Below are 13,911 nucleotides of genomic sequence, written 5' to 3'. Positions count from 1 at the left end.
TTTTTTGCAGTTCTATTGCGACGCAATATTCCAGTTAAGCATTTGAAACTGATTCAATTTCAGGGGAGCCGCATAGACATTTTCGCCCATAAAAAACGCCGCGCATCCGGGGGATGCGCGGCGGGCTTGCGTCGAAGGTGGCGGTGGATGGGAGGTTAGGTTTCAGCCGGCCTTTTCGAGCTTGTAGTCCGAATTGGCCGGTTCTTCCTGTTTGTGCTGGATGAGCGGGCGGTTGCCCGCCAGCTTGCGCACCAGCACATAGAAAACCGGTGTCATGAAGATGCCGAAGAAAGTCACGCCGATCATGCCGGAGAACACCGCGACACCCATGGCGGCGCGCATTTCAGCGCCCGCACCGGTGGAGATGACCAGCGGCACCACGCCCATGATGAAGGCGAGCGAGGTCATCAGGATCGGGCGAAGGCGAAGCCGGCTTGCCTCGATGGCCGCCTGAAGCGGCGTTCGTCCTTCAAATTCCAGCTCCCGGGCGAATTCCACGATCAGGATCGCGTTCTTCGCCGAAAGACCCACAAGGACGACAAGGCCGATCTGCGTAAAGATGTTGTTGTCCCCTCCTGTCAGCCAGACGCCTGTGAGGGCCGCAAGTACACCGAGCGGGACGATCAGGATGATCGCGATCGGCAAAGTGAGGCTTTCATATTGCGCAGCCAGCACGAGATAGACGAGCAGCAGCGCCAGCGGGAAAACCACGATGCTGGAGTTGCCGGCGAGGATCTGCTGGTAGGTCAGGTCCGTCCACTCATAGTCCACGCCCGCGGGCAGGGTTTCAGCGAGGATTTTCTCCATGGCTGCCTGTGCCTGTCCAGACGAGAAGCCCGGTGCCGGACCGCCGTTGATATCGGCCGCAAGGAAGCCGTTATAACGGTTGGTACGCTCCGGTCCTGTCGTCGCATCCACCTTCAGCAGCGTCGAAAGCGGGATCATCTGGCCGGTTGCGGAGCGAACCTTCAGGCGGCCGATATCTTCCGCATGGGCGCGGAACTGCGAATCTGCCTGCACCCGAACGCTGTATGTCCGTCCGAAGGCATTGAAGTCGTTGACATAAAGCGAGCCGAGATAGATTTGCAGCGTCTGGAAGACGTCGCTGACGGAGACACCCAGCTGCTCGGCCTTGGCGCGGTCGAGATCAGCGAAGAGCTGCGGCACGTTGATCTGGTAGCTGGAGAAGATGCCCGCCAGCTCCGGCGTCTGATAGGCCTTGCCGATCACCGCTTTGGTTGCTTCATCGAGCGTCTGGTAGCCGTAGCCGGCGCGGTCTTCGATCTGCAGCTTGAAGCCGCCCGTTTGGCCGAGACCGTTGACCGGCGGCGGCGGGAACATGGCGATGAAGGCATCCTGAATGCCCGCATATTTCTGGTTCAGCTGCATGGCGATGGCATTGCCTGACAGTTCCGGCGTCTTGCGCTTTTCGAAGTCGTCGAGAACCGCAAAGACGATGCCGGAATTGGAGCCAATGGTGAAGCCGTTGATCGACAGGCCGGGGAAGGCGATGGCATGGCTCACACCCGGGGTTTCCAGGGCGATGTCGCTCATGCGCTTGATGACGTTTTCCGTGCGGTCAAGCGTTGCACCATCGGGAAGCTGGGCAAAACCAATCAGGTACTGCTTGTCCTGCGCCGGCACGAAGCCGCTCGGCACCGTCGTGAACATGCCGTAGGTGGCGGCCACCAGCGCCATATAGACGATCATGACAAGGCTCTTGCGCGTCACCAGCCCGCCGACGGTCTTGCCGTAGCCATTCGATGCAGCACCGAACGCACGGTTGAAGCCGCGGAAGAACCAGCCGAGGATTTTGTCCATGAAGCGGGTCAGCCAGTCTTTCGGCGCGCCGTGTTCCTTTAGCAGCAGGGCCGCAAGGGCGGGCGACAGCGTCAGCGAGTTGATCGCCGAAATGACGGTGGAGATGGCGATCGTCAGCGCGAACTGCCGGTAGAACTGCCCGGACAGGCCGGAGATGAAGGCGAGCGGCACGAAGACGGCGACCAGAACCAGCGCGATGGCGATGATCGGGCCGGACACTTCCCGCATGGCCTTATAGGTGGCGTCACGCGGCGAGAGCCCGTTCTCGATGTTTCGTTCGACATTTTCGACGACCACGATCGCGTCATCCACCACGATGCCGATGGCCAGCACAAGGCCGAACAGGGTCAAGGCGTTGATGGAGAAGCCGAAGGCATACATGACGGCGAAGGTGCCGATGATCGAGACCGGAACGGCGATCAGTGGAATGATCGAAGCGCGCCAGGTCTGCAGGAACAGGATGACGACAAGCACCACGAGGCCAACGGCCTCGAGGAGTGTGTCAACGACCTTCTCGATGGAGGAGCGCACGAATTTCGTCGTATCGTAGACGATCTCGTATTTCACACCGTCAGGCATTGCCAGCTGCAGATTGTCCATCGTGGCGCGGACATTGTCGGCGATTTCGATGGCGTTGGAGCCGGGGGCCTGAAGCACGGCGACAGCCACGGCGGGTTCACCGTCGAGCAGCGATCGCAGCGTGTAATCGGCTGCACCCAGTTCGATGCGGGCGACATCGCGCAGGCGGGTGATTTCACCATTGGCGCCACTCTTGACGATGATGTTGCCGAATTCCTCCGGCGTCGTCAGACGGCCCTGCGCATTGACGTTGAGCTGCAGGTCGACACCATTAGGGCTTGGGGAAGCACCGATGACGCCGGCTGCGGCCTGCACGTTCTGTTGGCGGATGGCGTCGGAGACGTCGCTGGCGGCCAGATCATGCTCTGCCACCTTCTGCGGATCGAGCCAGACGCGCATGGAATAGTCACCGGCGCCGAAGACCTGCACCTGGCCAACACCTTCGATACGGGCAAGGCGATCCTTGACGTTCAGCGTCGCGTAGTTACGCAGATAGGTGATGTCATAGGCGTCGGTCTTCGAGACGAGGTTGACGACCATGATGAAGTCGGGCGAGCTCTTGACTGTCGTGATGCCGAGCGCGCGGACTTCCGCCGGCAGGCGCGGTTCGGCCTGCGACACGCGGTTCTGCACCAGCTGCTGCGCCTTATCGGGATCGGTGCCGAGCTTGAAGGTGACGGTCAGCGTCAGCACGCCGTCAGAGGTTGCCTGGCTGCCCATATAGAGCATGTCCTCGACGCCGTTGATCTGTTCTTCCAGCGGTGTCGCGACGGTTTCGGCGATAACGGTCGGGTTCGCACCGGGATAGGTGGCGCGCACGACGACGGATGGCGGAACGACTTCGGGATATTCCGAAATCGGCAGGGCGCGCATGCCAAGAAGGCCTGCCACCACAATCAGGATCGACAACACGCCGGCGAATACCGGCCGGTCGACAAAAAATCTGGAAATATTCATATCCAGTCCCTCTCCGGGTCTTTGGGAATGCGAAGGCCGTTCCGGCGGCAATCCTGCCGCCGGTGAAGGCCGGTTCTGTCTGAAGGGGCGTCTTGCGGGAGGCGGGACGCTTACTGATCAAAGAGACGGGTTACTGCGAGGCAACCTTGTCTTCCGCCTGCGGTGCGATGGTGGCACCGGGGCGAATGCGCTGCAGGCCATTGACGACGATCGTATCACCGGCGGCAAGGCCGCTTTCGATGATGCGCTGGCCATCAGCCGGTGCACCGGGCTTGATCTGGCGGTAGCTTACCTTGTTTTCGGCATCGACGATGAAGACGAAACGCTTGTCCTGATCCGTGCCGATGGCGCGGTCGCTGATGACGATGCGGTTTTCCGGCTTCGGTTCGCCCATGCGCACCCGCACGAACTGACCGGGAATGAGCCTGCCATCCGGATTTTCGAAGACGGCGCGGACACCGATGGTGCCGCTTGCCGAATCCACCTGGTTGTCGATCAGGTGCAGCGTCCCCTTGATCGGCGTGCCTTCATCCGAAAGCGTGCCGATTTCCACCGGGATCTGTTCGAGAGCCGGCAGGGCGCCATCCGTCTGCGGCAGTTCGGCAAGGGCCTTGGCCACCACGCCTTCGCTGGCATTGAAGCTGGCATAGATCGGGTTGACCGATACCAGTGTCGTCAGCGCCGGCGATGTGGAGCCGGCGGCGACGAGGTTGCCGGCGGTGATTTCAATGCGGCCGACACGACCGGAAACCGGGGCGAGGATTTCGGTGTAACCAAGATCGAGCTGCGCCGTGGTCAGTGCGGCGCGGGCGGCGCGAAGCTGGGCTTCGGCATCCGCAAACGAGCTTTGACGCTGGTCGAGATCGCTCTGGGAGATGGTGCGATTGTCGGAAAGCCGGCGGCCACGGTCGAGTTCCGTTTTCGCAAGGCTGACCTTGGCTTCAGCGGAAGCGACCTGGCCCTCAGCGCCGGCAACGGCAGCCTGATAGGGGGCGGGATCGATGGTGAAGAGGGGGTCGCCTTCCTTCACCAGTGCGCCTTCGCGGAAATGCACGGCCTTGATCTGGCCAGCGACACGGGAGCGGATCTGCACCCGGTCAACGGCTTCGAGACGGCCGGAAAACTCTTCCCAGCGCATGACGTCGCGGCTCTCCACCTTGGCGACGGTGACCGGGATAGCCGGCGTCTCGGCGGGCGTGGAAGCTGCCGTGGCATCGCGGCTGGTGGGCAGGTCGAAAAACAGCGCTGCGGCTGCAACGGACATAGCTAGCCCGATGCCGGCGCCCGTCAGGGCCCGGCGCTTTGTGTTCAGCGTCATGGGGTTCTCCTTGGCTCGGTTCAGGAGCCGTCAGTGTCTTAAAATATGCAGTATCAGTGTCTCAACTGGTCAACGAAGGTCTTGAACTCCGAACAGACGGATGAGACCCATCCGCCGCCCTCTCCTTGATAAAGCCCCGTCCAGCCGACGCCGGAGGGGAAAACATGCTGTCGGACGCTGACTCCGGAGGCGATGAGCCTGTCGGCATAACCGACCGTTTCGTCGCGCAGAGGGTCGTCCTCGGCGGTAAAGATCAGCGCCGGCGCCACCCGGTTCAGCCGCGTACACTGGCAGGGCGCGGCATAGGGGTGGAAGAACCCACAGGCCTTGGCAAGATAATGGCTCCAGCCATCCGCCCAGCGCTCACGCATGCCGATCCTGTCCGCGTCGCGAAAGGATTCCGTCGTCATCATCGGGTCGATCATGGGCGACAGAAGAATTTGCCCGGCGAGCTTGCCCGGCATGCGGTCACGGGCTTTAAGCGCAAGTCCCGCCGCCACATTGCCGCCTGCCTCTTCGCCGGCCACGAACAGCAGCGATTTCGCGCTGCCATAATGTTTGCGGTCCCGGCTCAGATGGTCGAGCGCTTCGAAAGCGCAATCGATCACCATCGGAAACTCGTTGCCGGATGGCTTGCTATAATCAGCCTCGACAACGATGGCACCGCTCTCCGCCAGGGCGCGCGCCACCGGAAGTTCCGGGCAGTTGCCGCCCTTTTCCAGAAACGAACCACCCCGCAGATAAAGGATCACAGGCGGATGGCTGCACAGGCCGGCGCTCTCATATCGGCGCACGGAAAGCTGGGATGCAGGGGCCCCACAGCATTCGATGTTTTCCCAGTGCGCCTTCATTTGATCCGGTCCCGTGTACCGCCATCGGCAGTTCACCATATTTGCAAAATCTGAAATTCATATTATTGTTCGAGAGAAAACGATCAAGTACGTCAAAATGAAAACACTATTCCAAAAAAACGGATAATAGCTTCGATGGATCAGCTTTCCGCCATGCGGGTCTTCACGCGCGTCGTCGAGACCGGCAATTTCAGCCGCGCCGCCACCGCGCTGAACATGCCCAAAACGACCGTTACCAATATGGTGCAGGCGCTGGAGGCGCATCTGCAGACCACGCTTCTCAACCGCACCACGCGGCGGGTGATGCTGACGACTGATGGCGCTCTCTATTATGAGCGAGCCTCACAAATTTTGTCGGAAATCGAAGAACTGGACGGTAGCATGTCCAGCGCGCAGGTGCAGCCATCCGGCCGGTTGCGTGTGGAAATGGCGGGTGTCTTTGCGGACCTCGTGGTTATCCCACATCTTTGCGAATTTTACCAGCGTTATCCGCAAATCCGTCTCGATCTCGGCGTCGGCGACCGGCTGGTCGACTATATTGCCGAAAATGTCGACTGCGCGCTCCGGGTTGGCGTGCTGCGCGATCAGTCGCTGATTGCCCGTAAAGTGGGCGAACTCAGGTTCGAGACATTCGCTTCGCCATCCTACATCGAAAATTTCGGCATGCCGCGCGAACCCGAAGATCTGGAGAAGGATCATTATTCGGTGGGTTATCTCAATGCCACCACCGGCCAGATCATGCCGGCCTCTTTCGACAATGGTGTGCGCAGCGTCGAGCTGACCCCGAATTATGTGGTCTCCGTCAATGACAGCCGCACCTATCTCAATGCCGCGCTGGCGGGCATGGGCATCGTGCAATTGCCGATCTTCATGGTGAAAGATCACCTGGCGCGCGGCGAACTGGTGCCGGTCCTTTCGGAATGGCAGCGCGAAGCCATGCCGATCTATGTCGTTTATCCGCAGACCCGGCACGTTACCAACAAGGTGCGGGTTTTTGTCGACTGGCTCGCCAAGCTGGTGCACGGTCTGGTCTGAGGCGGCCAGTCATCGCCCGACCCTTGCTGCGACAAAATCGATGAAGGCGCGAACGCGGGCAGCCAGGTGTTCGTGACCGGCATAAACCGCGTGGATCACCTCCATCTCCTCGGCATTATAGTCTTCCAGCACCGGCACGAGCAGGCCCGCCTCGATATCCGGCTCGATATGAAATTCGCCGACCCTTCCCAGCCCCAGGCCCGTCAGGCAGAGCCTTCGCATGGCCATGCCGCTGTTGACCGAGACATTGCCCGTTACGGGCAAGCGGTAGACTTCCGTAGAGCCGGGGTTGCGAAATGGCCATTCGTTGAGGCTGCGGCTGAAATTGAAGCTGAAGCAATTGTGCCGCGCCAGATCCTGCGGTTTTTCCGGCATGCCGTGTCGTTCGATATAGGCGGGGGAGGCGACGATGACGCGGCGCACCTCTTTAAGCTTTCTCGCCTTCAGGGATGAATCTCCCATCGCGCCCGAGCGGATGGCGATATCGGTGCGTTCCTCGATCAGGCTGATGACGCCGTCGGTCAGCGAGATATCCAACTCGATTTCCGGATAAAGCGACAAAAATTCCGGCGCAAGCGGCAGGAGATAACGTTCGCCGAAGCCCAGCGTGGCGTTGACGCGCAAAAGGCCGCGCGGCACCACCTTGCCGCCGCTCGCCACGATCTGCTCGGTCTCGGCTATGTCGGCGAGAATGCGCCTTGCCCGCGCAAGATAGACTTCGCCCTCCGGTGTGAGCGTGACAAGCCGGGTGGAGCGGGCAAGCAGCCGGGTACCGAGGCGGTCTTCGATACGGGTGACAAGCTTGCTCACGGCCGAGGGTGAAAGCTTCAGCCTGCGCCCGGCGGCGGAAAAGCTGCCAAGTTCCGCCGCCGCCACGAAGACTTCCATTTCTCCGGCCCGATTGTCCATCGCCGCACCACCTGTGAAATCAATTCAAAAGTATTTATCCGACCTTACCGATTATCATGCAAGTCCCCTTCGCCCATATTGCGTCCATAGATTTGATCCAACCGGACGGCGTCGCTGTCCAGAACGCCCGCGATCCCGCTCCGGGCGAAGAGGTATTCGTCATGCCATTGGCCATATTTGCCCTGACGATCGCGGCCTATGCGATCGGCACCACGGAGTTCGTCATCGTCGGCCTTCTGCCGACGGTTGCCAACGATCTTCACATTACCCTGCCGCTTGCCGGCCTCATCGTCAGCGTTTATGCGCTGGGCGTCACCTTCGGTGCGCCGATCCTGACGGCGCTGACCGGAAAGATTGAAAGGAAGCCGTTGCTGCTTGGCCTGATGGCCCTGTTCATCATCGGCAACAGCGCTGCGGCGCTTTCTCCCAGCTACGAGATGTTGCTCGTTGCCCGCGTCATCGCAGCCTTTGCCCATGGCGTGTTTTTCTCGGTCGGCGCAACGATTGCCGCGGATCTCGTGCCGGAAAACCGTCGTGGTTCGGCGATTGCCATGATGTTCATGGGTCTGACGGTCGCCATCGTCACCGGCGTTCCGCTCGGTACCTATATCGGCCAGGTGTTCGGCTGGCGCGCGACCTTCTGGGCCGTTGCCGGGCTTGGCGTCATCGCCTTCTTCGGCATTGCCGCCCTTCTGCCGAACACGCTCAAGAAGGCGCCGCCTGCCAGCCTGCTCGATCAGGTCCGCGTTCTCGGTTCCGGCCGTCTGCTCATCGTTTTTGCCATGACCGCACTCGGTTACGGCGGCACCTTCGTCGCCTTCACCTTCCTTGCGCCGATCCTGCAGGACGTAACCGGTTTTTCGGAAAAGAGCGTCAGCCTGATCCTTGTGCTTTACGGCATCGCTATTGCCGCCGGCAATATCGGCGGCGGCAAGATCGCCAACCATAACCCGGTCAAGGCGCTGGTCGGCCTCTTCCTGGCGCAGTCCATCGTGTTGCTCGTCTTTTCCTTCACGGCTGTCTCGCCGGTGCTGACGCTCATCACACTTGCCGCGCTCGGTTTCCTGTCCTTCGCCAATGTTCCCGGCCTGCAGCTTTATGTGGTGCAACTGGCCAAGGAGCACCGCCCCGGCGCGGTCGATGTTGCCTCGGCGCTCAACATCGCCGCCTTCAATCTCGGCATCGCCATCGGCGCATGGCTCGGTGGTCTGGTGGTGGAATCGCCGATGGGTCTTGCCGCAACCCCATGGGTCGGCGCCATCCTCGTCGCCGTCGCCCTGCTGCTGACCCTCTGGAGCAGCGCTCTTGATCGCCGCGCCGCGCTGACGCTGAAAACCGCCTGAACTTTTTATAAAATTCCCGGCCGCTCCCAAGTCGGCCGGGCCACTTCAAAGGAGAAAATATATGTTTGACGTTACCGCCAATGGCGCTTCCATTCCGGCGCTCGGCTTTGGCACCTTCCGCATTCCCGGCCCGGATGTCCTGCGCATCGTTCCGCACGCGCTGAAAGCCGGTTTTCGCCATATCGACACGGCCCAGATTTACGGCAACGAGGCCGAAGTGGGTGAGGCCATCGCCGGCTCCGGCGTGGCACGGGGTGATATCTTCCTCACCACCAAGGTCTGGGTCGAGAATTACCGGCACGATGCCTTCCTCGCCTCGGTTGATGAAAGCCTGAAAAAGCTGAAGACCGATTATGTCGATCTGCTGCTTTTGCACTGGCCGAACGAGGCGGTGGCGCTCTCCGAGCAGATCGGCGCGCTGAACGAGGTCCGGCAGGCCGGCAAGGTGCGCCATATCGGCATTTCCAACTTCAATACGGTGCTGATGGCCGAAGCGGTGAAGCTCTCCAAAGCGCCGATCGTCACCAATCAGATCGAATACCATCCCTATATCGATCAGGACGTGGTGATGTCGGCTGCCAGAGAAGCGGGCATGTCGGTCACCGGTTATTACGGCATGGCTGACGGTAAGGTCTTTGCCGATCCGGTGCTGAAGGATATCGCCGCAAGCCGGGGTAAATCCGTGGCGCAGGTGGTGTTGCGCTGGCTGGTACAGCAGGAGGGCGTTGTTGCTCTCTCCAAAACCGTCAGTGAAGCCCGCGTTGATGAAAACCTCGCGATTTTCGATTTTGCGCTGTCGGCTGATGAAATGGCGGCGATCCACGCTCTCGCCAAACCGGATGGCCGTATCGTCTCGCCGGATGGGCTGGCGCCCGTGTGGGATGAAGCTGCCTGAAATGTGACGGCCGGGAGGGGGCAACTCCTCCCGGTTTCATGCATGTGCGGGAAACCGCCACGAATGCCGAAATTGGTCACGCATCCGGGCTTGCCAGAATGATCACCCGGCACAACAACCCGCGTAAATCTTTATCTATCGATCCGGGAAAACTGGAGCGGGCGAAGGGATTTGAACCCTCGACCCCAACCTTGGCAAGGTTGTGCTCTACCCCTGAGCTACACCCGCTCAAAACCGCTCGTCCGGGGTAGTTCGCTGGACTGCGGACCGCCGAAGTTCGGCGACGGGTGCTATATCGCTCAATCGATTTTGGAATGCAATAGTTTCTTTTGCGGTTTCGGTGGAAATCCTTCCGGCTGCTGCTTTATTCGAAGGGGCGCGCCGGAGGCAGCGCCATATGCAGTCAGGGGCGGGCGAAAGCGTTGTTTCTGATGGTCTTTATTGCCACGGCAGAGGGCGCGCGGATAACCGGTAGTGCAGAAAATAACCTGTTTACATTTGGTTAAAATCTGATTCGACAAGTGATTCGTTCGGGTGTACAAAATTGATGCCCACGAAAAAAAGAAACGATACTTGGCATATCATCATCGGGAGGATGAGCCTTGTCGTACGCAGCTTTTGAAAGAGTCGGCGCGCAATTGTCGCCAGAACAAATCACCGATCTGCAGAATATTTTCGATGGTGTTTGTTTCGAGTGCCTTCAAGATCGCAGCAGCCATGTTGCCAATGAATGTGCAGCAATTTTGATCCGCAGCGCCCAGCGCGGCATTCTGGATCATGAGATGTTGCGCGACATAGGGCTTGCGGTTCTGCGCCGCCATTGATGGCATCATCTTTACGAAAAAAGCGCCCGAGTCTCTCGGGCGCTTTGCTGTGATGAGCCGGCTGCTAATGCCTTTGGCTCAGCTCTTTTCCTGTACGTGTGCTTCGAGGAACCACAGGGATTTGTCGAGATCGCGCGAGGCGGCGGTGAAAATATCGGCCGTCGTCGGATCGCCGGCCTCGTCGGAATCGTCGATCGCCTTGCGGATCATGTTCGCCACCTCGCCATAACGCTCGATCAGAGCGTCGAGATGGTCGTGAATTTTATAGATATCGGTCGGATAGGCCTTGAGCTTCGTCGTTGAAGAGACGGCTTGCAGGCTGCCGAGCGCCGTGCCGCCAAGCTGCACGACGCGTTCGGCAATCGTGTCGCCGTGATTGTCGAGCTGGGTACGGAAGGTGTCGAGAAGTTCGTGGACGGCGATGAATTGCGGGCCTTTCAGGTTCCAGTGTGCCTGCTTGGTGATAAGCGCAAGGTCGATCACCGAGGCCAGCGATTCATTCAGAATGCCGATCACGGTCGATTTCGCGTTGGAAGGCAGATCGTTTTTCGTCTTGTGCGTCTTCATCGATGTCTCCTGAAGTTGCGGACGGAATGCCGCTTTGGAAAAGTCTGTCGATTAACGTCCGGGCCTGTGGCCCTGTTCCATGTTAAGCACCGCAGCGGCAAAAATCCTGCGCAATCATCATGTCATTCGTAAAACAGGCAGATGCGCCGGCCGTCTATGTCCTCGACGCGGATCGGCATGTCGTAGATGTCCTTGAGAATCTCCGGGCGGATGATTTCTTCCGCCGGTCCCTGATGGCAGATGCGGCCCTCGCGCATGGCGATGATGGTGTCGGAATACCAGGAGGCGAAGTTGATGTCGTGCAACACCAGAACCACGGTCTTTTTCAATTCGTCGGCTGCCTTGCGCATGATCTTCATCATGCTGGAGGCGTGTTTCATGTCGAGATTGTTGAGCGGCTCGTCGAGCAGCACATAATCCGTGTCCTGACACAGAACCATGGCCACGAAGGCGCGCTGGCGCTGGCCGCCGGAAAGCTCGTCCAGAAAGCGGCCGGCCAGCGGTTCGAGATTGAGATATTCCAGCGCCCGGTCGATATGGACCTTGTCCTCTATGGTCGGGCGGCCTTTGGAATAGGGGTAACGGCCGAAACCGACGAGATCATGCACCGTCAGGCGTGAGGAGATGTGGTTGTCCTGCCGCAGGATCGAAAGGCGTTTTGCCAGCGTGTCGGAAGCGGTCTTGCTCACATCCAGACCATCGACCGTCACGGTTCCTGCATCCATGGACATCAGCCGCGCGACGATGGAAAGCAGCGTCGATTTTCCCGCCCCGTTCGGGCCGATGATCGAGGTGACGCCGCCTGCCGGAATGGAGACGGAGACGCCGTCGACGACGAGCGTGTCGCCATAGGATTTGCTGATCTGACTGGCGATGATCATCGCGCACCCCGCTTTAAAATAAGACCGATAAAGACGATGCCGCCCAGGAATTCGATGATGATGGAAAGTGCCGTATCGAAGGCGAAGACCCGCTCCAGCACCACCTGGCCACCAACGAGGCAGATTATGGCGATGAGAATCGCCGCCGGCAGCACATAGGCGTGTTTGCTGTTGCCGGTGAGATAATGGGCAAGGGCGGCGACCAGCAGGCCGAAGAACATGACCGGGCCGACGAGCGCGGTTGAGACGGCGACGAGCACGGAGACCAGCACGAGGATGATCGTGACCGTGCGTTTATAGTCGACGCCAAGGCTGATGGCCGTTGCCCGGCCAAGCGAGAGGACGTCGAGCGTGTGCAGGAGGCGCAGCCCGATGATGGTCACGACACCGATGATGATCGCCGAGATCGTCAGAAGCGTGGGATCGATGGAGTTGAAGCTGGCGAAGAGCACGTCCTGCAGCACCGTATATTCGTTCGGGTCGAGCACGCGCTGCATGAAGCCCGAGAGGCTGCGGAAAAAGACGCCGAAGACGATGCCGACCAGTACGAGAAGATGCAGGCTGCGTTCCGCGCCAACGAAAAGCCAGCGATAGAGCAGGGCGGAAAAGGTGACGAGCAGCGCGGTTTCAACGATGAACTTCAGCTGCGGATCGATCATGACAACGGTTGCCGAGCCGAAGACGAAGATCAGCCCGGTCTGCATCAGCACGTAAAGCGAATCGAAACCCATCACCGAAGGGGTGAGGATGCGATTGTTTGTGACGGTCTGGAACAGCACCGTGGAGACGGCGATGGCATAGGCCACCAGCAAGAGCGACAGAAGCTTGATGCCGCGAAACGGCAGTACGAAGCTCCAGCTCCCTTTTGCGCCGAGTGTCATGAAGGCGGCCATGGAGATGAGTGCGAATGCCGCGAGCACGAGCAGAACGGTTTTTGCACGCCGGTCGGGATGTCTCTCACGCATGGTGGCGTTTCCGCAGCAGGAGATAGAGGAACAGCGCGCTGCCGATGACGCCGACCACGGTGCCGATCGGTATCTCGTATGGCGCGCGCACGGTCCGACCGATGATGTCGCAGGAAAGCACGAAGACCGCGCCAAGCGTTGCCACCCAGGGCACGGAGCGGCGCATATTGTCGCCGATCATCAGGCTGACGACATTCGGCACGATCAGGCCGAGAAACGGGATCATGCCGACGGTGACGACGACGACGGCGCTGACCAGCGAAACGATTGTGAGGCCGAGCGCCATCACCCGGCGGTAGTTGAGGCCGAGATTGGTGGTGAAGTCGCGCCCCATGCCGGCCACGGTGAAGCGGTCGGCGGCGAGATAGGCGGCAATGGCGAAGAGGAAACCGACCCAGAGCAATTCATACCGGCCGCGCAGCACGCCGGAAAAATCGCCGGTCATCCATGCGCCGAGCGATTGCAGCAGGTCGAAACGATAGGCGAAGAATGTGGTTACGGCGGAAATGACGCCGCCGAGCATGATGCCGATCAGCGGCACCAGCAGCACATCGCGCAGCGGCACCTGTCTCAGGATACGCAGGAAAAGCGCCGTGCCGGCGAGTGCGAAAACGGCTGCCACCAGCATCTTGCCGAAGATCGGCATTTCGGGTGCAAACAGGGTAACGACGAGAAGGCCGAGACCGGCGGATTCGGTCGTGCCGGCCGTCGAAGGTTCCACGAAGCGGTTGCGCACCAGCATCTGCATGATGAGACCGGCAATCGCCATTGAGCTGCCGGCCAAGATCAACGCCAGCGTGCGCGGAATGCGGCTGACGAGCAGCACGCGCAGCGCATCCGCGCTCGTATCAGGCGAAAAGAGCGTTGTGAGCGAAACGTTGCTCACGCCGACGAACAGGCTGACGATGGCGAGCGTCAAGGCCAGAAGAAGGGCTGATATCAGTGAAAGGGACTTCACGTTGGCAG

At 60.1% G+C, this 13,911-nt stretch carries 12 protein-coding genes and 1 tRNA gene; 3 read left to right on the top strand and 10 right to left on the bottom strand.

All coding sequences use genetic code 11. The features are described from left to right. Positions 1-162: 162 nt before the first annotated feature. The 3 genes from QSV77_RS10605 to QSV77_RS10595 form a co-directional block, all read right to left on the bottom strand. A complete protein-coding gene (locus QSV77_RS10605) occupies positions 163-3,357 on the bottom strand; it encodes an efflux RND transporter permease subunit (RefSeq protein ID WP_127757677.1) in 3,195 nt (1,064 codons plus the stop codon). A 130-nt stretch (positions 3,358-3,487) separates the two neighbouring features. Next, on the bottom strand, positions 3,488-4,675 hold the full coding sequence (locus QSV77_RS10600; RefSeq protein WP_269703437.1) for an efflux RND transporter periplasmic adaptor subunit: 1,188 nt from the start codon (positions 4,673-4,675) through the stop codon (positions 3,488-3,490). Positions 4,676-4,728: 53 nt separating this feature from the next. Continuing rightward, positions 4,729-5,526: an alpha/beta hydrolase fold domain-containing protein gene (locus QSV77_RS10595; RefSeq protein ID WP_271362372.1), complete on the bottom strand. Its 798-nt coding sequence runs from the start codon at positions 5,524-5,526 to the stop codon at positions 4,729-4,731. 135 nt (positions 5,527-5,661) lie between these two features. Here QSV77_RS10595 and QSV77_RS10590 point away from each other — a divergent pair, with 135 nt between their 5' ends. Then, positions 5,662-6,561 (top strand): LysR family transcriptional regulator, encoded by a 900-nt coding sequence (locus tag QSV77_RS10590; protein WP_302733416.1) that lies wholly within the window; start codon positions 5,662-5,664, stop codon positions 6,559-6,561. Positions 6,562-6,570: 9 nt separating this feature from the next. Here the strand turns inward: QSV77_RS10590 and QSV77_RS10585 are convergent, their stop codons facing one another. Then, a complete protein-coding gene (locus QSV77_RS10585; protein WP_059758867.1) occupies positions 6,571-7,470 on the bottom strand; it encodes a LysR family transcriptional regulator in 900 nt (299 codons plus the stop codon). Positions 7,471-7,631: 161 nt separating this feature from the next. On the opposite strand from QSV77_RS10585, the gene QSV77_RS10580 reads away from it, so the two are divergent. Both QSV77_RS10580 and QSV77_RS10575 read left to right on the top strand, forming a co-directional pair. After that, the gene (locus QSV77_RS10580) at positions 7,632-8,813 is read left to right on the top strand and encodes an MFS transporter (RefSeq protein WP_302733415.1); all 1,182 of its coding nucleotides are present in this window, start codon (positions 7,632-7,634) and stop codon (positions 8,811-8,813) included. 61 nt (positions 8,814-8,874) lie between these two features. After that, on the top strand, positions 8,875-9,708 hold the full coding sequence (locus tag QSV77_RS10575; RefSeq protein WP_302733414.1) for an aldo/keto reductase: 834 nt from the start codon (positions 8,875-8,877) through the stop codon (positions 9,706-9,708). Between the two features lie 153 nt (positions 9,709-9,861). Here QSV77_RS10575 and QSV77_RS10570 read toward each other — a convergent pair. From QSV77_RS10570 to QSV77_RS10545, 6 genes are all read right to left on the bottom strand, one after another. Next, a tRNA-Gly gene (locus QSV77_RS10570) sits at positions 9,862-9,936 on the bottom strand. Between the two features lie 356 nt (positions 9,937-10,292). Further along, positions 10,293-10,529 carry a hypothetical protein gene (locus QSV77_RS10565; protein WP_302733413.1) on the bottom strand — a complete coding sequence of 79 codons (237 nt, stop codon included), beginning with the start codon at positions 10,527-10,529 and terminating at the stop codon, positions 10,293-10,295. A gap of 81 nt (positions 10,530-10,610) precedes the next feature. Further along, positions 10,611-11,099: a DNA starvation/stationary phase protection protein Dps gene (gene dps / locus QSV77_RS10560; RefSeq protein WP_271362369.1), complete on the bottom strand. Its 489-nt coding sequence runs from the start codon at positions 11,097-11,099 to the stop codon at positions 10,611-10,613. Between the two features lie 122 nt (positions 11,100-11,221). Beyond that, positions 11,222-11,980: an ABC transporter ATP-binding protein gene (locus tag QSV77_RS10555; RefSeq protein ID WP_302733412.1), complete on the bottom strand. Its 759-nt coding sequence runs from the start codon at positions 11,978-11,980 to the stop codon at positions 11,222-11,224. Continuing rightward, the gene (locus QSV77_RS10550; RefSeq protein WP_142840566.1) at positions 11,977-12,945 is read right to left on the bottom strand and encodes an iron chelate uptake ABC transporter family permease subunit; all 969 of its coding nucleotides are present in this window, start codon (positions 12,943-12,945) and stop codon (positions 11,977-11,979) included. The genes QSV77_RS10555 and QSV77_RS10550 overlap by 4 nt, the downstream gene beginning before the upstream one ends. Then, positions 12,938-13,903, bottom strand: a complete 966-nt coding sequence (locus QSV77_RS10545; protein ID WP_302733411.1) for an ABC transporter permease — start codon at positions 13,901-13,903, stop codon at positions 12,938-12,940. The genes QSV77_RS10550 and QSV77_RS10545 overlap by 8 nt, the downstream gene beginning before the upstream one ends. Positions 13,904-13,911 lie beyond the last annotated feature (8 nt).

Source organism: Agrobacterium sp. V1 (assembly GCF_030518355.1).
Taxonomy (GTDB): Bacteria; Pseudomonadota; Alphaproteobacteria; order Rhizobiales; family Rhizobiaceae; genus Agrobacterium; species Agrobacterium cucumeris.
Note: the sequence above shows the minus strand (reverse complement) of the source record. Positions and strands in the feature narration are given on the sequence as shown.